22 protein-coding genes are annotated in these 19318 nt (G+C 73.9%); 14 read left to right on the forward strand and 8 right to left on the reverse strand.

Annotated elements, in window-relative coordinates:
* Window positions 1-12: 12 nt before the first annotated feature.
* Both ACO4JP_RS03100 and ACO4JP_RS03105 read right to left on the reverse strand, forming a co-directional pair.
* Entirely contained in the window at window positions 13-969 is a 957-nt protein-coding gene (locus tag ACO4JP_RS03100; RefSeq protein WP_425957040.1) for a metallophosphoesterase, read from the reverse strand.
* Window positions 966-3338 (reverse strand): transglycosylase domain-containing protein, encoded by a 2373-nt coding sequence (locus tag ACO4JP_RS03105; RefSeq protein WP_425955932.1) that lies wholly within the window; start codon window positions 3336-3338, stop codon window positions 966-968. The genes ACO4JP_RS03100 and ACO4JP_RS03105 overlap by 4 nt, the downstream gene beginning before the upstream one ends.
* Window positions 3339-3469: 131 nt before the next feature.
* Here ACO4JP_RS03105 and ACO4JP_RS03110 point away from each other — a divergent pair, with 131 nt between their 5' ends.
* Both ACO4JP_RS03110 and ACO4JP_RS03115 read left to right on the forward strand, forming a co-directional pair.
* Window positions 3470-3634 carry a hypothetical protein gene (locus ACO4JP_RS03110; RefSeq protein WP_425955933.1) on the forward strand — a complete coding sequence of 55 codons (165 nt, stop codon included), beginning with the start codon at window positions 3470-3472 and terminating at the stop codon, window positions 3632-3634.
* Entirely contained in the window at window positions 3634-4107 is a 474-nt protein-coding gene (locus tag ACO4JP_RS03115) for a RidA family protein (RefSeq protein WP_425955934.1), read from the forward strand. The genes ACO4JP_RS03110 and ACO4JP_RS03115 overlap by 1 nt, the downstream gene beginning before the upstream one ends.
* A gap of 77 nt (window positions 4108-4184) precedes the next feature.
* Here ACO4JP_RS03115 and ACO4JP_RS03120 read toward each other — a convergent pair whose 3' ends face one another.
* Window positions 4185-4862, reverse strand: a complete 678-nt coding sequence (locus tag ACO4JP_RS03120) for a Crp/Fnr family transcriptional regulator (protein ID WP_425955935.1) — start codon at window positions 4860-4862, stop codon at window positions 4185-4187.
* A gap of 188 nt (window positions 4863-5050) precedes the next feature.
* On the opposite strand from ACO4JP_RS03120, the gene nth reads away from it, so the two are divergent.
* Window positions 5051-5782 carry an endonuclease III gene (nth, locus tag ACO4JP_RS03125; protein ID WP_425955936.1) on the forward strand — a complete coding sequence of 244 codons (732 nt, stop codon included), beginning with the start codon at window positions 5051-5053 and terminating at the stop codon, window positions 5780-5782.
* Window positions 5783-5788: 6 nt separating this feature from the next.
* Here the strand turns inward: nth and ACO4JP_RS03130 are convergent, their stop codons facing one another.
* Window positions 5789-6730 (reverse strand): alpha/beta fold hydrolase, encoded by a 942-nt coding sequence (locus ACO4JP_RS03130; protein WP_425955937.1) that lies wholly within the window; start codon window positions 6728-6730, stop codon window positions 5789-5791.
* Window positions 6730-7488, reverse strand: a complete 759-nt coding sequence (locus ACO4JP_RS03135) for a winged helix-turn-helix transcriptional regulator (protein WP_425955938.1) — start codon at window positions 7486-7488, stop codon at window positions 6730-6732. The genes ACO4JP_RS03130 and ACO4JP_RS03135 overlap by 1 nt, the downstream gene beginning before the upstream one ends.
* 200 nt (window positions 7489-7688) lie before the next feature.
* Here ACO4JP_RS03135 and ACO4JP_RS03140 point away from each other — a divergent pair, with 200 nt between their 5' ends.
* A complete protein-coding gene (locus ACO4JP_RS03140) occupies window positions 7689-8432 on the forward strand; it encodes a hypothetical protein (protein ID WP_425955939.1) in 744 nt (247 codons plus the stop codon).
* Between the two features lie 3 nt (window positions 8433-8435).
* Here ACO4JP_RS03140 and ACO4JP_RS03145 read toward each other — a convergent pair whose 3' ends face one another.
* The gene (locus ACO4JP_RS03145; protein ID WP_425955940.1) at window positions 8436-9110 is read right to left on the reverse strand and encodes a YceI family protein; all 675 of its coding nucleotides are present in this window, start codon (window positions 9108-9110) and stop codon (window positions 8436-8438) included.
* Window positions 9111-9314: 204 nt separating this feature from the next.
* Between ACO4JP_RS03145 and ACO4JP_RS03150 the strand changes: the two genes are divergently transcribed.
* The 10 genes from ACO4JP_RS03150 (at window position 9315) to dtd (ending at window position 16089) form a co-directional block, all read left to right on the forward strand.
* Window positions 9315-9764, forward strand: coding sequence for a thioredoxin family protein (locus ACO4JP_RS03150; RefSeq protein ID WP_425955941.1), 450 nt, complete (start codon window positions 9315-9317; stop codon window positions 9762-9764).
* A gap of 98 nt (window positions 9765-9862) precedes the next feature.
* Window positions 9863-10351 (forward strand): DUF4395 family protein, encoded by a 489-nt coding sequence (locus ACO4JP_RS03155; protein ID WP_425955942.1) that lies wholly within the window; start codon window positions 9863-9865, stop codon window positions 10349-10351.
* A gap of 155 nt (window positions 10352-10506) precedes the next feature.
* Window positions 10507-11028: an FABP family protein gene (locus ACO4JP_RS03160; protein WP_425955943.1), complete on the forward strand. Its 522-nt coding sequence runs from the start codon at window positions 10507-10509 to the stop codon at window positions 11026-11028.
* A gap of 31 nt (window positions 11029-11059) precedes the next feature.
* Window positions 11060-12208 carry a YgfZ/GcvT domain-containing protein gene (locus ACO4JP_RS03165; protein ID WP_425955944.1) on the forward strand — a complete coding sequence of 383 codons (1149 nt, stop codon included), beginning with the start codon at window positions 11060-11062 and terminating at the stop codon, window positions 12206-12208.
* Between the two features lie 19 nt (window positions 12209-12227).
* Window positions 12228-13361: an FUSC family protein gene (locus tag ACO4JP_RS03170; protein ID WP_425955945.1), complete on the forward strand. Its 1134-nt coding sequence runs from the start codon at window positions 12228-12230 to the stop codon at window positions 13359-13361.
* A 106-nt stretch (window positions 13362-13467) separates the two neighbouring features.
* Window positions 13468-13770 (forward strand): type II toxin-antitoxin system Phd/YefM family antitoxin, encoded by a 303-nt coding sequence (locus ACO4JP_RS03175; RefSeq protein WP_425955946.1) that lies wholly within the window; start codon window positions 13468-13470, stop codon window positions 13768-13770.
* 114 nt (window positions 13771-13884) lie between these two features.
* Window positions 13885-14301 (forward strand): type II toxin-antitoxin system VapC family toxin, encoded by a 417-nt coding sequence (locus ACO4JP_RS03180; RefSeq protein ID WP_425957041.1) that lies wholly within the window; start codon window positions 13885-13887, stop codon window positions 14299-14301.
* 9 nt (window positions 14302-14310) lie between these two features.
* Entirely contained in the window at window positions 14311-14628 is a 318-nt protein-coding gene (locus tag ACO4JP_RS03185; RefSeq protein WP_425955947.1) for a DUF2516 family protein, read from the forward strand.
* A complete protein-coding gene (locus ACO4JP_RS03190; RefSeq protein WP_425955948.1) occupies window positions 14622-15653 on the forward strand; it encodes an asparaginase in 1032 nt (343 codons plus the stop codon). Before ACO4JP_RS03185 ends, ACO4JP_RS03190 begins: the two co-directional genes overlap by 7 nt.
* 10 nt (window positions 15654-15663) lie before the next feature.
* The gene (gene dtd / locus ACO4JP_RS03195; RefSeq protein WP_425955949.1) at window positions 15664-16089 is read left to right on the forward strand and encodes a D-aminoacyl-tRNA deacylase; all 426 of its coding nucleotides are present in this window, start codon (window positions 15664-15666) and stop codon (window positions 16087-16089) included.
* A 79-nt stretch (window positions 16090-16168) separates the two neighbouring features.
* Here the strand turns inward: dtd and ACO4JP_RS03200 are convergent, their stop codons facing one another.
* Window positions 16169-17266: an LPXTG cell wall anchor domain-containing protein gene (locus ACO4JP_RS03200; protein WP_425955950.1), complete on the reverse strand. Its 1098-nt coding sequence runs from the start codon at window positions 17264-17266 to the stop codon at window positions 16169-16171.
* Window positions 17267-17384: 118 nt separating this feature from the next.
* Window positions 17385-19310, reverse strand: coding sequence for a DUF4012 domain-containing protein (locus ACO4JP_RS03205; RefSeq protein WP_425955951.1), 1926 nt, complete (start codon window positions 19308-19310; stop codon window positions 17385-17387).
* Window positions 19311-19318 lie beyond the last annotated feature (8 nt).

A 19318-nucleotide genomic window follows, 5' to 3' on the forward strand; every position in this document is an offset into this window, starting at 1 on the left:
AAAACGGGTTCCTCAGCGTGCCGTGAGGGTGAGCAGCGTCGCTTCCGGGCGGCACGCGAAGCGCACCGGCGTGTACGGCGACGTCCCCGCCCCGGCCGAGACATGCAGCCAGGTGGAGCCTCCACCGCCGGGGGAGTCGGGCCGCGCTCGCGGCCATCCGTGCAGGCCGGAGGCCCGGCGACGGTCGATGTCGCAGTTGGTCACGAGCGCGCCGAAGCCGGGCACGCACAGCTGCCCACCGTGCGTGTGGCCGGCGAGGATCAGGTCGGCGCCGTCGGCCTGGAAGTCGGTGAGCACCCGCTGGTACGGGGCGTGCGTCACGCCGACGTGGAGCACGGCGTCGGCACGCGTCGTGCCGGCGGCTGGGACGCCGTCGGGGCGCGCGGGCATCTTGTCGAGATCCAGGTGCGGGTCGTCGGTCCCCACGAACGTCAGCACGCGCCCGTCGGCGAGCTCGACGTCGTCGCGGCGGTTGTCGAGGTCCTTCCACCCTGCTGCGGCGAAGCCGGCGACGAGACGGTCCCAGGGCAGCGGCGTCGGCTCCGGGTGAAACTTGCGCGAGTCCGGCATCAGGTAGCGCGCGGGGTTCTTGGCCTTCGGCGCCCAGTAGTCGTTGGACCCCATGACGTACACGCCGGGTGTCGTGGCCAGCAGCGGCTCGAGCGCGTCGAGCAGCGGGTCCACGGCCCCCGGGTGGGCCAGGTTGTCCCCGGTGTCCACCACGAGGTCGGGGCGCAGTTCCGCCAGCGATCGCACCCACTCCAGCTTGCGGTGGTTGCGGGGGATCACGTGGAGGTCGCTGACGTGCAGCACGCGCACGTCAGGCTGCCCGGCGGGCAGGACGGGCACGGTCACGTGCCGGACGGTGAAGAGCTTGGTCTCGACGTACGCGTACGCGAGCCCTGCGACGCCGGCGGCGAGAACACCGCCGAGGGGGCTCAGCGCGCGCCGCCCGCTGGGCGCGCTCAGTTTCCGCCCCCGTTACCGGTGGCGGGAATGTTTGGCAGGCCCGGGAGGATGGGCGCCGTGGTGGGGAAAGGGTTGCCGTTCTGGCCGCCTCCGTTCCCCTGGCCGCCTCCGTTGCCCTGGCCACCACCACCGGTCTGGCCCCCGCCGTTGCCCTGGCCGCCGTCGTTGCCGTTGCCGTTGCCGGCCGCAGGCGGGTATTGCCGGGGCGGCGTCCCCACGAGCGCGGGGTCGGCCGGCGGGAAGCCGACCTGCGGGGCGCCGGCGAGGGCCAGGTCCATGTAGTCCTTCCACATCGGCGCGGCCACGGTGCTGCCGTAGAGGGTCTTGATGAATCGGCCCATGAAGTCGAAGTCGAAGTGGTTCACCTCACCTGACGCCTCGCCAACCCACGTGGTGGTCACGAGCTGGGGCGTGAACCCGGTGAACCACGTCTGCGACGAGCCCTGGTTGGTGCCCGTCTTGCCCGCCGCAACGCGCCCGTCCGCGAGCTCGTTGCCGCGGGCGGTGCCCTGGGTCAGCACGTTCTGGAGCGCAGAGACCACCGTCGCCGCGACGTTGCCCGGCAGCGCGTTGGGGTCGCAGTTCGCTGACGGCACCGGGAGCTTCTTGCCCGCCGGCGTGACCACCTTGCTGATCGCGATCGGCGAGCAGTAGGTGCCGTTGCTCGCGAGCGTGCCGAAGGCCGCGGCGAGCTGGACCGGCGACGTCGTCTGCGTGCCGATCACCATCGACGGCGTGATGAAGATGTCTTCCTTGGTGGGGTCGTACAGCGTGACGGCGTGAGGCTTCGTCGTAGGGCGGAAGCCCATGCTCCACGCGGTGTCCCGCAGCCCGCACAGGTCGAGCTTGGTCGACATGGTCGCGTAGGCGGTGTTGACGGAGTCGTAGGTGGCCTCGAGCACCGACATGTTGCCGCCGATGTTCCCCTCGGCGTTGGCCGGTCCCCACGGTTCGCCGCCGAACCGCGAGCACGAGGAGTGCCAGCTGCCCTGCGGTCGCTTCATGTGGTCCGCGTTGACGACCTCGTTGAGGGTGTGGCCTTCCTTCAGCCACTCGGCCAGCACGAACGGCTTGAAGTTCGAGCCGGGCTGGAAGCCCTTCGACGCGCCGTGCAGCGGGTCGGCGGAGTAGTTCACCGACGTCGTCCCCTCGGCGGGGTGGCTGCTCGGGTCGAACGGCACGTTCTGCGCCATCGCGAGGATCTTCCCGGTCCCCGGTTCGACAGAGACGATTGCCGACTCGAGCCCCGCGTTGTTCGGGTAGGGCACGTGCTGGGAGACCATCTGCTGGGCGGCCGTCTGCTTGGCCAGGTCGAGCGTCGTCGTGATCTTCAGGCCGCCGCGGTACAGCAGCGCGAGGCGGTCCGCCTCGGTCTTGCCGAACTCGGGGCTGTTCTTGATCTCCGAGATGACGTAGGCGCAGAAGAAGGCCGAGCCGCCCGCCGCCTGGCAGCCGGTGGGCACGGGCGTGACATGCAGGGTGTCCTTGACCGAAGTGGCCTTGGCCTGGGTGTACTCGTCGGTGGAGATGTAACCGAGCGACCACATCTTGTAGAGGACGGCGTCGCGGCGCTTCTGCGCGAGCGCCGGGTCGACGGTCGGGTCGAACTTGCTCGGCGCCTTGGTGACGCCGGCGATCGTGGCGGCCTCGACCGCCGTCAGGTCCTTGGCCGACTTGCCGAAGTAGTACCGCGCTGCCGTCTCGACGCCGTAGATGTTGTTCTTCCCGAACTGGGCGACGTTGAGATATCCCTGGAGGATCTCGTCCTTCGTCATCGTCTGCTCGAGCGTGATCGCGAGCTTTGCCTCGCGGGCCTTCCGGGCCAGCGAGTCTTCACGCGCCTCGATGACGCCGAACGGGTCACCCGACTGCTCGGCCTGGTCGATGAGCACGTTCTTCACGTACTGCTGGGTGAGCGTCGACGCGCCCTGCATCGGCCGGTGCATCGCGTTGTTGACGAACGCGCGCAGCATGCCGCGCAGGTCGATGCCGCCATGCTCGTAGAAGCGCTCGTCCTCGATCGCGATGACGGCGTGCTGCATCGGTTCCGACACCTTGTCCAGCGGGACAACGATGCGGTTCTGTGCATAGAAGGTCGCGAGCGTCTGGCCGTTCGCGGCGTACACGGTCGACGCCTGCGAGAGCGGCCCGGGCTTCAGCTCGGTGGGCAGCTCGTCGAACACCGCGAAGGTCTTGTCGGTCGTGGCGCTCGCGCCCGCAGCGAAGGGAATCGCGAGCCCGGCGGCGAGCACACCGCCCGCGGCGGCCACGAGCACGAAGGCCAGGAGGAGCGCGACGAGCTGCGTCGCAGGCATCGTCCGGGTGATGCGTCGCGGCTCGTGCGATGTCGCGATTCGTCGGCTCGCCATGGTTGCCAGCGTACGGGGTTGGGCTGATGCGTCGCCGAACGGTCGCCCGAATCCCATGTGCAGGTCCTGTGGAAGGGCCCCTGTGCCCGTCCTGGCACGGCGCACGGGCGCGCCCCGGCTATGTTGGGCGCATGGCGATGACGTGGGAGTACGCGACGATCCCCCTGCTGATCCACAACACCAAGGCGATCCTCGACCAGTGGGGAGCCGACGGGTGGGAGCTCGTGCAGGTGGTGCCTGGTCCGGACGGGGTCGGCCTGGTGGCCTACCTCAAGCGCCCGGCGGGCGAACGCTGATGTCCCACATCGACGCCCGGCTCGACGAGCTGGGCATCACGCTGCCCGACGTCGCCGCGCCGGTCGCGGTGTACGTGCCGGCCGTCCGCAGCGGCTCGTACGTCTACACGTCAGGGCAGCTCCCGTTCGTGGACGGCGCCCTGCCCGAAGCGGGCAAGGTCGGCCTCACCGACGGGCTCGTGACTCCCGAGGCAGCGGCGGGCTACGCCCGGCAGTGCGCGCTCAACGCCCTGGCCGCCGTGAAGGCGCTCATCGGCTCGCTCGACGACGTCGCGCGCGTGGTCAAGGTCGTGGGCTTCGTGGCCTCCGACCTTGGCTTCACCGGGCAGCCCGGCGTGGTCAACGGTGCCTCGAACGTGCTGGGCGAGATCTTCGGCGAGGCCGGCGTGCACGCGCGCAGCGCGGTCGGCGTCGCCGTCCTGCCGCTGGACAGCCCGGTCGAGGTCGAGCTGATCGTGGAGCTCAAGCAGTAGCGGACCCCGGCGGAGAGCCGAGAAAGAGCAGACGACAAGGGCCTCGGAGGCCCTTGTCGTCTGCGGTGCGAAGGCCCTCAGCGGGCGCGGCGCTCCAGGCGGTCCAGGTCCAGGAGGACGACGGCGCGACCTTCCCGCCGCACCCAGCCGCGGGAGGCGAAGTCGGCGAGGGCCTTGTTGACCGTCTCGCGGCTCGCACCGACGAGCTGGGCCAGCTCCTCCTGCGTGAGGTCGTGGGCGACCCGCACGCCCTCGTCCGACGGCTCGCCGAAGCGGGTCGACAGGTCGAGCAGCGCCTTGGCCACGCGGCCGGGGACGTCGGAGAACACGAGGTCGGCGAGCGTCTCGTTGGTGCGGCGCAGGCGGCGGGCCAGCGCGCCCAGCAGGTAGGTGGCGACCTTGGGGTGCTGGCCGACCCACGCGACCAGCGCCTGGTGGCGCAGCTCGTAGACCACGGAGTCCGCGACCGACGACGCCGTCGCAGTACGGGGGCCCGGGTCGAACAGGGAGAGCTCGCCGAACATCTCACCGGGGCCGAGCACCGAGAGCAGGTTCTCGCGGCCGTCGCTCGAGCGGCGGCCCAGCTTGATCTTGCCCTGCTCGATCACGTACAGGCGGTCCCCCGGCTCGCCCTCGCGGAACAGCACGTCTCCGCGGGAGAGCTCGACCGGGACCATGGTCTCGAGAAGGGCCCGCGACTCGACATCGTCCATGTCGGCGAAGAGGGGGGCGGAGAGCAGGACGGTGTCGTCCACGTAGTTTCCTCACGTTCTCGGGGTTCGGCGGGCGTAGTCCACGCACGACCGGTCCGGGCCAAAATGTGTTCCAGTTCTCAAGTTTGCCTCACACGGGCGGTTTCGCGGGAGATCGTGGCGTCGGTGGAACGGCGTTGGCGGCGCTGTGGCACTGGGTGCACGTCGGTGGGCGTCGGTACGCTGCCAGCGTGCCGACGACGACGCAGCCGCATCCGACCCCCACGGGCGAGTCCCGGCTGGCGCTCGTGCGCCGCGCCCGGCGGATCGACCGCGAGCTTGCACTCACCTACCCAGACGCCCGCGCGGAGCTCGACTTCACGACGCCGCTCGAGCTGCTCGTGGCGACGGTGCTCAGCGCACAGACGACCGACGTGCGGGTCAACGCGACGACGCCGGTGCTGTTCGCGCGCTACCCCAGCGCGGAGGCGTACGCGTCGGCCGACCCTGCGGAGCTCGAGGAGCTTCTCAAGCCGCTGGGCTTCTTCCGCGCCAAGACCCGTGCCGTCATGGGGCTGGGGCGGGCGCTCGTCGAGCGGTTCGACGGCGAGGTCCCGCCCCGGCTCGCGGACCTGGTGACGTTGCCCGGCGTCGGGCGCAAGACGGCCAACGTGGTGCTGGGCAACGCGTTCGGGGTGCCGGGCATCACGGTGGACACGCACTTCGGGCGGCTGGCGCGCCGGTTCGGGTGGACGACGTCGGACGACCCGGTCAAGGTCGAGCACGAGGTGGGCGAGCTCATCCCGAAGAAGGACTGGACGATGCTCAGCCACCATCTGGTGTGGCACGGCCGGCGGGTGTGCCACTCCCAGCGCCCGGCATGCGGCGCGTGCCCGGTGGCGGCGTGGTGCCCGTCGTTCGGCATCGGCGAGACCGACCCGGCTCTGGCGGCCAAGCTGGTCAAGCCGGGCCCTCCGCGATAGTGCTCTTTAGGTGGTGGGAGCGGCGTGGAGCAGCCACGTCAGGAGGAGGTCGGTGATCTCCTCCGGCGCCTCCTCGGGGAGGTAGTGGCCCACGCCCTCCAGGACCTCGAACTGGAAGTCGCGCGCGAACGCCGCGCCGTCGGCGTCGGCCCGCTCCCGACGGAAGATCCCGTCGAGCGCGCCGTGCACCTGGAGCGTCGGGAGCGACAGGACGCGGCGCACCGCGGTGGTGAAGCGGCGACCGTCGGGCCGCGGCGTCGAGCGGACCGACCAGCGCAGGGCCTCGGCCGCCGTGTGCGCGGCGAAGGGGATGCGCATCACCGTGCGGTAGAGCTCGACCGCGTCTGCAGGGAGCGGCCGCGCCGCGCCGAGCGCGAAGACGCGCTCGAGGAGGTCCGACTCGCGCAGCCGGCGCTCGGGCAGCGTGGGGAGCTGCGCCAGCGCGAGCAGCTGCAGCGCGTGCGGCGTGAGCTGCTGGAAGAGCGAGGCATGCACGCGAGCCGGGTGCGGGCACGACAGCGCCGCGACGCCTGCCGTGACGGCGGGCTGCAGCGCCGCCATCGACCACGCGATCGAGCCGCCGCTCCCGTGCCCGACGACGACCGCCTGGTCGTGCCCGAGCGACCGCACCACGCCCGCGACGTCGCGCGTCCGCGTCGGGATGTCGTAGCCCGACGGCGGCTTGTCCGACGCCGCGGTGCCGCGCAGGTCCATCGCGGCGACCTGGTATCCGGCGTCGGCGAGCGCGGTGAGCTGGTGCCGCCACGCCCACCAGAACTGCCCGAACCCGTGCAGCAGGACGACCAGCGGCGCCGTCGGCGACGCGGTGCGCTCTGGCCCGGCGAGCGCCACGTGGAAGCGGGCCCCGTTCGCGGGGACGAACTCGTGCCGCCACGGACCCTCGAGGAGCGCGGCGGAGTAGTCGGCCACGTCCTTGGTCTCCGACATCAGCGCGTCCGGGTCGCGACGGTCCGGCCGTCGCCGTCGGGCTGGGCCGCGGTACCGCCCGCGGTCTCGTCGCGAGCGGGGCGGTCCTTCGGCGGGTCGAACCGGTAGCCCACGTTGCGCACCGTGCCGATGAGCTGCTCGTGCTCCGGCCCGAGCTTGGCGCGCAGGCGCCGTACGTGGACGTCCACGGTGCGCGTGCCGCCGTAGTAGTCGTAGCCCCACACCTCCTGGAGGAGCTGCGCGCGCGTGAACACGCGACCCGGGTGCTGGACCAGGTACTTGAGCAGCTCGAACTCCTTGTAGGTGAGGTCGATGGGGCGGCCGCGCAGGCGCGCGGTGTAGCCGCCCGCGTCGATGGCGAGGTCGCCGGCGGCGATCTCCTCCGGCCCGTCCTCGACCGAGCCGCGCGCTGCGCGCTCGATGGCGAGCCGCAGCCGCGCCTCGACCTCGGCGGGCGAGGCGTGCTCGAGCAGCAGGTCGTCGACACCCCACTCGTGCGTGACGACGGTCAGCCCGCCCTCGGTGAGGACGAGGACGAGGGGGACGGTGAGCCCGGTGGCGTGCAGCAGGCGGCAGGTCGTCCGCGCCGCGACCAGGTCGCGCCGGGCGTCGAGGATCAGGACGTCGGAGTCGGGGGCGTCGACCAGCGCCGACGGCTCCATGGGCAGCACGCGCACGCGGTGGGTGAGGAGCCCGAGCGCGGGCAGCACGTCGACCGACCCGCCCGTCGCGGGCGTGAGGATCAACAGCTCTGCCATCTGCGCTCCTCCCGGTCGGGTGTCGGTCCGGTATCGGCCTGCGGACAAACTACCGCCCGGCAGGTGCCCGCACACCGGATCCGGGTGTCCGTACACAGATCCAAAGACCCGCCTGATGACGCAGTATGCATCGGCCGTGTGTCGGGCATGTGTCGTGCACGGTCCACGCACGCGGGGGAGCGCGGCAGTCCGGGATACTCATGCCCGTGACCCTCAGCACCCGCGCCGTGACGACCGCCGTCCTCGCAGCCGCCGTCGCCGGCGCCGCGTACCTCGGCGCCCTGCCGCTCGTGGGAGTGAGCGCGCTGCTGGTGCTGCTGCTCGTGATCGGCTGGTCGCGGCTGTCGGCCGCGCCCGCGCCGGGCGGGGCCACGGTCGTCGTCCTGCTCGCCGGGCTCGGGGCCGCGGCCGTCGCGTGGCGGACGCAGGGCGAGCCGGTGCTGCGCCACCTGCCCATCGTCATCGCGATGGCGCTGGTGCTCGCGTTCCTCGCAGAGATGCTGCGGCGTGACGGGCGCCCGCGCCTGGTCGAGTCGGTGAGCGGCACCGTCGCGGGCGCGTTCGTCGCGGTCGCCGCCGCCGGCTGGGTCGCGACCGTCCGCTCGGTGGGCGGCTCGGCGCTGGTCGTCACGGCCGCCGTGGCGATCGCGGTCGCCGCGGCCGTCTCCGCGCTGCCGGTCGCACGGGGCTGGCTCGGCGCGCTCGTCGCGGTCGCCGCGGCGGCGGTGGCCGGCGCGGTGGCGGGCACCGTCGTGCCCGACGTCGAGCCGCTGACCGGCCTGATCGCCGGTGTCGCCGGCGGTCTGGGCGTTGCCACCCTGAGGATCCTCGTCGAGCGCCTGCCCGAGGTACGGAGCCTGCGGGCAGGGCTAACGGCGGCGACCGTCCCGGTCGCGCTGGGCGGCATGCTCGTCTTCGCGGTCGGGCGCGTGCTGCTGGGCTGAGCCTCAGCCGCGCGTCGTCACGCCGTCGGAGCGGATGAACTCGCCGGCCAGCTCGAGGCGCACCGTCCTGGCCACGAGCACCCCGCCGGCCTCGAGAGCCATGTTCCACAGCAGGCCGTAGGCCTCGCGGTCGATCTGCGTGGTGGCCGAGAACCCCCAGATGTCGCGACCGAACACGTCGCGGCGGGCGCCGCCGTACTCGACGGCCAGGGTGACCGGCAGCGTCGTGCCGCGGATCGTCAGCTCGCCGTGGAGCTCGAGCTTCGGGACGGTCCGGGTCGCAGCGGCGGGGAGGGCGGCCCGTCCGCGCGCGTGGCCCTTGAGCCGCGCCCAGGTCAGGATCGGGTCGGGCTGGGTCTGCCAGGTGACCCCGGTCGAGCGGAAGTCGATCGTCGGGTGGTTGGCGGCGTCGAGGAAGTCGGCGCTGCGCAGGTGCGCGTCGCGTTCCGCGTTGCCGGTGTCGATCGAGGCCGACTCCAGCGTGGCGGCGGCCCACGACTCGAGCGGGTCCTCGGCGATCCACACCTGTGCGGCGCCCGCGGTGAGCTCGCCTTGTACGGCGCTGACCATCATGTGGGTCACGTTGAACCCGAGGCGCATGTGCTCCACGTCGAGGTGGTAGGCGCCGGGCGTGGGGATGACGAGGTCGTTCCAGGTGCGCAAGGGCAGGTCGGTCATTCCAGGTCCTCAGGGGTCGGCGGGCGGGCGGCGGGCGACGCGACACGATCCGAGACCTCGCCATACCAACATCCGGACACCTGGTGGCGAACATGTGGACGGTAAGGTCATCATTGATCGCCGAGCGTGCTTCACTCTATAGATTCAAACTTCAACTTTCCGCACCCCCGTTGTAGTCCGAAGCTGCCGCAGGAAGGAATCGACGTGACCCAGATCGTCGCGCTCGTCACCCTCCTCGCCGTGACCGCGGCCATCGGTGCAGCGTGGCGGACCCGGCAGGGCCGCGTGCGGGTGACGCGCCCGTCGGCCGCCACGGTAGCCGCCGGCGGCCTCGGAACCGGGGAGAGCCCCGCCGGGGTGTGGGCCACCCGTGGCGTCACGCTCGGCGAGCGGGTCACGTTCCTGCAGCTCTCTGCCAAGGTGTGCGCCCCCTGCCGTGCCACGGCCCGTGTGCTGGGCTCGCTCGCCGCGGCCGAGGACGGCGTCACGCACCACGAGCTCGACGTCGACGAGAACCTCGACCTTGTCTCTCGGCTGCATGTGCTGACCACCCCGACGGTGCTCGTGCTCGACCCCGACGGCGTCGAGGTCGCCCGCGCGAGCGGCGCCATGACAGCGGCCCAGGCGCGCGAGGCGCTCGCCCTCTGTCGCTGACCGACCGTCGCGTCGGTCGGCACCCGCACGCCCGCCTTCCGAGCGAGGCCACGGCCGGCGCTCCCCACCCTCTCGCCCGAGACCTCCGAGGAGCCCCGATGACCAACCCCGTCCCCATCCCCGCCCCGGCGACCGCCGGTGCCACGCCAGCCGGGATCGACCCGCGCGGCCCGCGCGTCGCCGCCGGCATCACGGCCGTGCTGCTCGCCGTCGTCGTGCTGCTGGGCGTCGGTCAGTCGACCCGCACCGCTGCGCTGGTGCTGCTGGTCGTGCTCGCGCTGACCTTCGCCGTCGGCGCGTGGCGCGGTGCGCAGCACACATGGCAGGGCTGGGTGTTCCGCACGTTCGTGCGCCCGCGCCTGGCCGCCCCTGACGAGCTCGAGGACCCCCGCCCGCCGCGCTTCGCCCAGCTCGTGGGGCTGGTCGTGACCGGCGTGGGCGTGGTGCTCGGCCTGCTGGGGGTCGGCCTGGCCGTGCCCGTCGCGGCCGGGCTGGCGTTCGTCGCCGCGGCGCTCAACGCCGTCGTCGGGCTGTGTCTCGGGTGCGAGCTGTACCTGCTGGGCCGACGGCTGCGCGCCGCGGCCTGAGCGGATCTCCTCGGACGCGCCGCAGCCGCGGTTAGGATCGGGCACATGTACGCCGGTCTCGAGGCCTTCTTCATCACCCTGCTGGTCATCACCGCGGTCGCGATCGCGTGGTTCGCCGGCTACGTCGTCTACAAGCTGTTCGCGGGCCAGCGCTGATGCCCTTCGCGTTCCCCGAGGGCCTCGCGCCCGAGGTCTACCCGCTCGCGTGGCTCGTGGGCGGGTGGCGCGGCGAGGGCGTCATCGACCACCCCGCCACCGGCAAGCGCTCGTTCGTCAACGAGGTCGTGTTCGACCACGACGGCGGCCCGTACCTGCGCTACGAGTCGACGATCCGCGTGCTCGAGGCGGGGCCCGAGGACGGGACGGTGTGGTCGACCGAGACCGGGTACTGGCGCACCTCGTCCGAGCGTCCCGAGGGCCTGCCCGAGGACAGCCAGGCTCTCGAGGTGCTGCTCGCCGACGCCGCCGGCCGGATGAGCCTGTTCCTGGGTGCCGCCGGCAACGGCCGCGTGGACCTCGCGACCGACTTCGTCGCCCGCACGGCGACGGCGTCGGAGGTCACTGCCGCCAAGCGGATGTACGGCTTCGTCGACGGCCAGCTGCTGTGGGCCGAGGACCTGGCGGCGTTCGGGCACCCGCTCCGTTCCTACGCGTCGGCCCGGCTCGACCGGGTCTGAGCGCGAATCCTCCCGGGGGAGAGCCGACCGAATGACCGAGTACTCCAGCCCCATGCTCGCCCGGCACGGTGCCGTGGCGGCGTCCGGCTCCGACGCCGGGGTCGCCTGGCACTACGGCGACCCCGTAGCCGAGCAGCGCGCCCTCGTGCGCGGCGGCGCCGTCGTCGACCAGTCGCACCTGGGCGTGGTGCGGGTCGCCGGACCGGACCGGCTGCGGTGGCTGCACGACATCACCTCGCAGGACGTCGCGGCGCTCGCGCCGCGCACCTCGACCGAGCTGCTGGTCCTCAGCCCGCAGGGGCACGTGGAGCACGCGGCCGGCGTGGTCGACGACGGCGAGGCGACGTGGCTGATCACGGAGGCCGACGACGCCGCGCCGCTCGCCGCCTGGCTCGACCGGATGCGGTTCATGCTGCGCGTCGAGGTCGCGGACGTGACCGGCGAGTGGGCGGTGATCGGCGAGCCCGTGGCCGCGGAAGGCGCCGAGGGCGAGCCGCTGACCTGGTGGGACACGTGGCCCCGCGTCGCCGCGGGCGGGACCCGGTACGGGCCGGCCGAGGACGAGCACCCGGGGATGCAGCGGCCGTGGCGGCTCGTCCTGGTGCCGCGCGCCACGCTGGCGGCGGAGGTCGCCGCGCGCGAGGCCAGCGGCTGGCGCCTTGCCGGCACGTGGGCCACCGAGGCGCTGCGGGTCGAGGCCCTGCGGCCCCGGCTCGCGCGCGAGGTCGACCACCGGTCCATCCCGCACGAGCTCGACTGGCTGCGCACCGCCGTCCACCTGCACAAGGGGTGCTACCGCGGGCAGGAGACGGTCGCACGGGTGCACAACCTGGGCCGCCCGCCGCGCCGGCTGGTGCTCCTGCACCTCGACGGCTCGGGGCACGTGCTCCCGGAGGCAGGGGGCGAGGTGCTGCTCGACGGGCGGGTGGTCGGCGCGCTGACGAGCGTCGCGCGGCACCACGAGCTGGGCCCCGTCGGCCTCGCGGTCGTCAAGCGCAGCGTGCCCGAGGACGCCGAGCTGCTCGTCGCGGGCGACGTCTCGGGCGAGCGGGTCGAGGTCGCCGCGGCGCAGGAGGTCGTGGTGCCCGGCGAGGGTGTCTCGGCAGACCGGCCGGCGGCACGCGGACCCCTCACGCGCGGGCTGTCCGCGCCGGGGCACGAGGGCCTCGGCGCCCGCTGAGCACCGCCGACGGCGCGCGATGAGCCCGAGCACCCCGGCCGGCGACGCCGGTCCGGCGACCCGGCTGGCCGGTCACGTGGTGCGCAGGCTCGTGCTGCGCGCCCGGGCGCGGCAGGGCGTCGCGCGCGTCCGTGCGTCGTTCTGGCCCCTTCTGGAGGCGGCGCTGGCCGCCGGGGTCGCATTCCTGCTGGCACGAGCGCTGCTGGGGCACGAACAGCCGTTCTTCGCCGCGATCGCTGCGTGGGCGTGCCTCGGGTTCTCGTTCGAACGCGACCTGCGCAAGATCGCCGAGGTCGCGTTCGGCGTGGCCGTGGGCGTCGGAGTGGGCGACGTCGTGGTGCGGATCATCGGGTCCGGCTGGTGGCAGCTGAGCACCGTGCTGGTCGTGTCGGCGCTCGTCGCCCGGTTCATCGACCGCGGGGCCGTGCTCACGGCCCAGGCGGGCACGCAGGCGATCGTCGTCGTCGGGCTGCCGTCTCTCACCGGAGGGCCGTTCGGGCGCGCCGGGGACGCACTGGTGGGCGGCGTCGTCGCCCTCGTGATCGCGCTGCTGACCCCCGCCGACCCGCGGCGCGGTCTGCGCACGCTGGGAAACGTCGCGACGACGGCGCTGGCCGCCGTGGTCGAGATGGCGGCCACGGCCGTGCGGACGGGGGACGAGGACGGGCTGCAGGCCGCGCTCGTGCGGGCACGGGCCGCAGACCCTGCGCTGTCCGAGTGGCTCGAGCGCGTGCAGAACGCGAGCGAGCAGGCCCGCGTGACCGTCAACCGGGTGCACCGGGACGAGCTCGAACGGCTGGGTGCGCAGGCCGTGCTCGTGGAGCGGGCGATGCGCACCGTGCGGGTGCTGGTGCGCCGCGCGCCCGTCGGGGTGCGGCACGCCTCGGCGCAGGACCGCGCGGCGCTCGGAGACCTGCTCGACCGGTACGCGGCGGGCGTGCGGCTGCTCGCGTCGGCGGTCTCGACGGGGCAGGACGCCGGCGCGGCGCGCACGACGCTGGCCGAGCTCGCGAGCGACCTCGACCCGCACGAGGCCGCGGAGGACTGGGGCGTGCAGGCGCTCGTGCTCCTGCTGCGCTCGCCCGTCGTGGACGGGCTGGAGGCCGCAGGGGCGAGCCCCGAGGCGGCGCGCGCGGCGCTCGGGGACCTCTGAGCAGGTCACCGGCGGCGCGCCGCAGATCACCTGGCGGGTGATCTGCGGACACGCGATGCCGTCCGGCCCTGGTTCCGGGAAGTGGAGGGCGGTAGCGTCGCGTCCCATGGAGGTCGCCGTGAGCGCGCTGCGCGCCGAGCTCAAGACGTGGATCGAGAGAGCCCGGGCCGGCGACGAGGTGATCATCACCGACCGTGGCCTGCCGGTAGCCCGGCTGACGGGGATCGCCGCCGCCGACCTCGTCCAGGGCCTCGTGCGCGACGGTCTGCTCACGCCCGCCCAGGTGGAACGCCCGCTCCACGAGGTGCCGGACGCACCGTCGCCGTCGTCGTCGTCGATTCCGGCCCCGGCCGGAGCCGGCGGAGCCCGGGCCGCGGTCTCGGGCCTGGTCCGCCGCATCCGCCGTTGACCACCGTCGCTGGTGAGCATCGGGGCGCCACCGCCCCGCGGAGCCCGCAGCACGCACCGACACGGAAGTAGCGCACCGACAGCGAAGCAGAGAGGGGGAGGGGTCTTGGCCGTCGTGTACTTCGATACGTCCGCGCTCCTCAAGCTCGTCGTGCGCGAGAGCGGGTCGGCGCTCGCGTCGGCGCTCTACAACCGTGCCGACATCGCCGTGACCAGCCGGATCGCCGACGTCGAGGTGCGTTCAGCGCTCGCCGCGGGCCGGCGTGCAGGCCTGCTCGACGCCCGCTCCCACGCGGACGCCGTCGCCGCCTGGGAGCGGCTGTGGCCGTCGCTCGCCGTCGTCGAGGTGGGCGACAAGGTGTCGCGCGACGCCGCCGAGCTGCTCGCCATCAGCACCGTGCCGCTGCGCGCCGACGACGCGATGCACGTCGCCTCCGCACTCGCCGTCGCGCACCCGGAGACGGTCGTGGCGGCCTGGGACGAGCAGGTCGCAGGCGCCGCGCGGGCGCAGGCCCTGATCGTGGTCCCGTAGGCTCGGCACGTGCTCGATTTCGTCCGCAGCTTCGTCGACCTTGCCATCTCGCTCGTCGTGCTCGTCGTCGCGGTCGTCGCGACGGTGGACGGCGCGCGGCGCCCCGAGCGGGCGTACTCCGTCGAAGGCAAGGCGACCAAGCGGATCTGGATGCTGATCCTCGGCGCCGGGCTGCTCTTCGCCGTCCTCGGGGCGCTCGGGATGATCCAGATCGTCCTCAACATCATCGCGATCGGCCCCGCCGCCGTGTACTGGTACGACGTGCGGCCGGCCATCAAGCCCTACGGCACCGGCGGTCCGCGCCGGCCGCAGGGCCCCCAGTGGTGAGCCCGGTCGAGGGCGCCGCCGTCCTGGCCGAGGTGGTGCGCGGCGACCTGGTCGAGTCCGTGCACCTCGGGCACCTCGTGGTGCTCGACGCGGCCGGCACCCCGGTGCTCACTGTCGGCGACCCCGACGTCGTGATCTACCCGCGCTCGTCGCTCAAGCCGGTGCAGGCACTGGCCGCGCTGCGTCACGGCTTCGCGCCCACCGACGAGAGCCTGCTCGCGCTCGCGACCGCCAGCCACAACGGCGAGCCGTTCCACCTCGACGGTGTCCGGGCGATCCTCGCCGCCGCGGGGCTGGGCATCGAGGCGCTGCAGAACACCCCCGACCTGCCGCTGTACGCCCCAGCGGCGCTCGCCTGGCACCAGGCGGGCCACGGGCCCGAGCCGCTCGCGCAGAACTGCTCGGGCAAGCACGCCGCGATGCTCGCGGCCTGCGTGGCGGCGGGCTGGGACACGGTGACCTACCTGGACCCGTCCCACCCGCTCCAGACGGCGATCGCCGCGGCAGTCGCCGAGCTCACGGGCGACCGGGCGGCCCCGCACGTCACCGTGGACGGCTGCGGCGCCCCGCTCATGTCGACGTCGCTGCGCGGGCTCGCGCGCGCGTTCGCCAGGCTCGCGTCCGCCGACGACGGCACCCCCGAGGCGCGTGTCGCGCGGGCAATGTCCGCGCACCCCGAGATGGTCGCGGGCACCGGCCGGGACGCCACGCTCGCCATGCGCGCCGTGCCGGGGCTCGTGTGCAAGGACGGCGCCGAGGGTGTCTACGCGGGCGCGCTGAGCGGGGGGCCGGCCTTCGCCTTCAAGGTGCTCGACGGCGCCGGCCGGCCGCGCCCGGCGATCCTCGCCGCCGTGCTGCGCGCGGCGGGGGCGCTCGACGTCGTCGGCGCCGACCCGGACGCACTCGAGGAGCTGGCCAGGGTGCCCGTACTCGGGCACGGGCGGTCCGTCGGATCCGTGCGGGTGCCGTTCGGCAGGGCGCCGAGGCAGACGCCGCCAGGCGTGGAGGGGACGACGGCCGCATGAGGGCTGCCGCATGAGGGCAGTGGTGCAGCGCGTGACGCACGCGAGCGTCAGCGTCGACGGCACGGTGGTCGGCGCGATCGACCGGCCCGGCCTGGTCGCCCTGGTCGGCGTCACGCACGACGACGGGCCGGCGCAGGCGGACACCATCGCCCGCAAGATCGCCGAGCTGCGCATCCTGCGCGACGAACGCTCCGCCCTTGACGACGGTGCGCCCGTGCTCGTGGTCAGCCAGTTCACGCTCTACGGGGACGCCCGCAAGGGCCGGCGGCCGAGCTGGAGCGCCGCCGCTCCCGGCCCCGTGGCCCAGCCGCTGGTCGACGCGGTCGTCGCCGGGCTGCGCCACCGCGGGCTCGAGGTCGCGACGGGCGCGTTCGGCGCGGACATGGCCGTCATGCTCGTCAACGACGGGCCCGTGACGATCCTGCTCGAGGTCTGAGCCCGCCCGGACGGAGACAGACCGACGGCCCCGGCAGATCGCACCGCCGGGGCCGTCGTCGTCGTCGCGCGAGCGTCCGTCAGGCGCGGCGACGCCTTGCCAGCACGACTCCCGTCGTACCGAGCGCGATGAGCCCGGCGGCGATCGCGGCCAGGCGCGCGGCGTCGGCGCCCGTGCGCGGCAGGAGGTGCGTCACCGTCGAGGCGCTCCCGCACGCCGAGGAGGCCTCCGGGAACGTCACGGGCACCGTGACCTCCGGGTTGACCTTGAACGTCAGCTGGACCGTGCCGACCGCCCAGCCGTAGTCACGGGTGTTCTGCCACATGTTGTTGACGAGCTCCCAGCCCTCGGAGGCAGGGAGGTCGACGTACCGCTTCGGATACGCCCCCGGCCACAGCACCCGCCCCCGCAGCGGCTGGCCGCTCTGGACGAAGTCGGCGCCGCCCGTCGGGTTGTGCCACGTGAGCGTGGCCGTGGTGTTCGGCGTGCCGGTCACCGTCAGGCCGTAGTCGAGGTACGTGACGCCCTGCTCGCAGACGGGCGTCACCGTGTCGACCTTGATGGTCGGGTCAGGCGTCTCGGGCGGGTTCGTCGTGCAGGTCGGCGAGGACTCCGGGTACGCGACCGTCTTGGTGGCCTCCGCGCCGGCCGCGAACTTCACGTCCACCGAGGGGCGCGCCCAGCCGAACTCGTCGCCCGCGACCCACGTGCTGCCCTCGAGGTGCCAGCCCGGCCAGTCGGTGGCCTTGCCTGCGGCGTCGACCTTGGCGCCCGGCCAGAGCACGCGGCCCGTCAGCGGCAGGCCCGTCAGGACGACGTCGTCGCCCGTCGGGTTCTCCCACGTGATCGTCACCGTGTCGGCGGAGGTGCCCGTGGGCACGACGGCGTACCGGAGGTACGGCGCGCCGCCGTCGCACGTGGGCGTCAGCACGCTGACGTCGATCGACGGCGGGGTCTCCGGGGGGTACAGGACGGTCGACGACGGCGTCGGGACGGGCGGGCTCGACGCGGCGTCCGGCACGGCGGAGGACGCGGCCGGTGAGGGCGTGCCCGCGGCCGCGAGGCCTCCGGTCGAGACGAGCATCAGCGTCGCGACGGCCGCCGTAGCCGCCGCGATCACCCCTGTGCGGCCACGCCCGCGGAGCTGCGGTGCGATGCCACGCGTGCGTCCTGCCATGCTCTCCCCCGTCCAGGTCTGCTGTTGATCTGTCGTGCTCACGCTAGGGGCGCAGCCGGTCGCGCCGGATCGGCTGTCGGGGGTGAAACCCCAGGTGGTTCGCGGTTTCACCCGGTGCTCAGGGGGCCGGCGCGCACACGGCGACCGGGACGGTCTGGAGACCGCCTGCCCGCGCCGTCGGGGTCGACCAGATGTCGAGCGTCCCCCCGGGCTGCGGCCCGTCGCCCTGGCTGGCCGCGGGTGTCGCCGCCGCCTCGACGCGCACCGTCGTCGACTGGCCCGGGGCGAGCGTGACGGTCCCTGACGCGACCGAGCGCCCGCCGAGCGGGTGCGTGTCCAGGCCGAGCACCGCGCCGTCGCGCTCGAGGCGCGGGGTCGGCGCACCGACCGGTCCAGCCACCCGGAGCACCGTGCGGATAGTGCCGGGCGCGTGGATCCCGTCCGGCCACCCGGCCACGTACGTCGGCAGGCTCGTCGCGGCGTCGGCCGGTGCCGTGGACGTCAGCGTGACGTCGATCGTGTCCACGCGACCCGTCGCGGTGCACCGGGACGACACGAGCGTCACGGACGTGTCGAGGAACCAGCTCATCTTCCCGGAGATCGCGTCGTCGAGGAACACGCCGACCGCGTCGGCCGCGCGCGGCGAGGACAGGAACGTCCCGGCGAGCACCGTGCCGGTGAGGGCCGCCTGTTCCTCCTCGTGCGCCGACCAGACCACGAGCCGGTGCTGCGCCGCACCCGCGGCGAGGGCCCCGACGAGCGCGGAGAAGTCGACGTCGTCCGACTCGAGCCGGGCGGCCGTGGCGGAGACCAGTGCGCCGAAGAACGCGTCCGCCTCCGCCGGGGCGAGGCCGAGCGAGGTGTAGACGTCGTGCTCCAGGAGCTGGACGGCGCTGTCGGCGGTCACGGTGACGGTCGCGGCGCCGAGGTGCTCGGCACTCGCGGCCGGCAGGGGGACGTCGACCGGTCCCGTCGCCCGGAGGAGCCCGGCGAGCGCGACCGGGTCCGTCGCGATCACGCCGTCGACGACCTCACCCTGCGCCTGGGCCCACATGCGCGCTGCGAGCGCGGCCGACGTCGGGAACTCGGGCGTGAACGTGACGTCCTGGATGAACCGCGCGGTCCGGTCGGAGAAGATCGCCGTCGTCTCCGGGTCCAGCGTCGTGACCGGCGGCGAGAACTCGCCGAGGTCGACCCCGGCGATCTCGCGGACGACCTCGACGCGGCCGGCGTCGGCGCGCAGCAGCACGACGGCTCCGGGGATACCGCCGCCGGAGCGCAGCTCGGCGTTGGTCAGCGCGAGCACCAGGTACGACCGAGGGCCGTCGTCGCCGAGCATCGGCGGGAGGAGAGTGACGGCGCGGTCCGCCGTCGTGACCGTCGCGGCGACCGCGTCCAGCCGGCTGCGCAGGCGGACCAGCGGGTCGGCGAGCTGGGGCATCAGGTGCGCGGGGTCGAGGCGGGCGAGGCTTGCCGTGACGGCAGTCATGGTGGTTTGCGCCGCGTCGACGCGCGGGGCGAGCGCGCGCAGCGCGGTGAGGTCGACGCCGCCGTCGGCGGTGCGCTGCGTGCCGGCGACGGCCGCGCGCACGTCCACGAGCGCGGGCGCGACGTCGCGGGCGACGTCGTCGAGGGCGGCCGCGATGCGCGCGACGGCGTCCAGGTCGTGGCTGACCACGGGCAGGCGCGCGCCCACGGCCCACAGCGGGCCGTCGGTGTGCGACCGGGCGGCGGCGGTGTCGCGCTGCAGGGCGGCGAGCTGCGGACCGATCGCGGCCGGGTCGGCGTCGCCGGACACCGCCTGCTGGAGCGCGGGCACGCGCTCGCCCGCGGAGTCGAGCGCGGCCTGGGCGGCGCGGGCGTCGCGCGCGAGCAGCAGCGAGCCGCCGGCCGGCACCAGCAGGAGCCCAAGGACGACGGCGAGGACGATGCGGCGGGCGCGAGGACGTCGTCGGTTCCGCGCGGGGGCGGCGGGTTCCAGGGCGGCCTCAGGGTTCCGCTCTGCGCCCGCGGGCCCGGGGACCAGCACGGGCTGGGTCGGCACGCCCACAC

Origin of the sequence: Xylanimonas sp. McL0601, assembly GCF_049852175.1 — a bacterium.
In the GTDB taxonomy this organism is placed as follows: domain Bacteria; phylum Actinomycetota; class Actinomycetes; order Actinomycetales; family Cellulomonadaceae; genus Xylanimonas.

Coding starts and splice junctions, on each gene's coding strand:
- ACO4JP_RS03115 (WP_425955934.1), top strand. CDS start 3,634: ATGTCCCACATCGACGCCCGGCTCGACGAGCTGGGCATCACGCTGCCC.
- ACO4JP_RS03155 (WP_425955942.1), top strand. CDS start 9,863: ATGACCAACCCCGTCCCCATCCCCGCCCCGGCGACCGCCGGTGCCACG.
- ACO4JP_RS03170 (WP_425955945.1), top strand. CDS start 12,228: ATGAGCCCGAGCACCCCGGCCGGCGACGCCGGTCCGGCGACCCGGCTG.
- ACO4JP_RS03110 (WP_425955933.1), top strand. CDS start 3,470: ATGGCGATGACGTGGGAGTACGCGACGATCCCCCTGCTGATCCACAAC.
- ACO4JP_RS03140 (WP_425955939.1), top strand. CDS start 7,689: ATGCCCGTGACCCTCAGCACCCGCGCCGTGACGACCGCCGTCCTCGCA.
- ACO4JP_RS03160 (WP_425955943.1), top strand. CDS start 10,507: ATGCCCTTCGCGTTCCCCGAGGGCCTCGCGCCCGAGGTCTACCCGCTC.
- ACO4JP_RS03145 (WP_425955940.1), bottom strand. CDS start 9,110: ATGACCGACCTGCCCTTGCGCACCTGGAACGACCTCGTCATCCCCACG.
- dtd (WP_425955949.1), top strand. CDS start 15,664: ATGAGGGCAGTGGTGCAGCGCGTGACGCACGCGAGCGTCAGCGTCGAC.
- ACO4JP_RS03130 (WP_425955937.1), bottom strand. CDS start 6,730: ATGTCGGAGACCAAGGACGTGGCCGACTACTCCGCCGCGCTCCTCGAG.
- ACO4JP_RS03165 (WP_425955944.1), top strand. CDS start 11,060: ATGACCGAGTACTCCAGCCCCATGCTCGCCCGGCACGGTGCCGTGGCG.
- ACO4JP_RS03135 (WP_425955938.1), bottom strand. CDS start 7,488: ATGGCAGAGCTGTTGATCCTCACGCCCGCGACGGGCGGGTCGGTCGAC.
- ACO4JP_RS03105 (WP_425955932.1), bottom strand. CDS start 3,338: ATGGCGAGCCGACGAATCGCGACATCGCACGAGCCGCGACGCATCACC.
- ACO4JP_RS03200 (WP_425955950.1), bottom strand. CDS start 17,266: ATGGCAGGACGCACGCGTGGCATCGCACCGCAGCTCCGCGGGCGTGGC.
- ACO4JP_RS03175 (WP_425955946.1), top strand. CDS start 13,468: ATGGAGGTCGCCGTGAGCGCGCTGCGCGCCGAGCTCAAGACGTGGATC.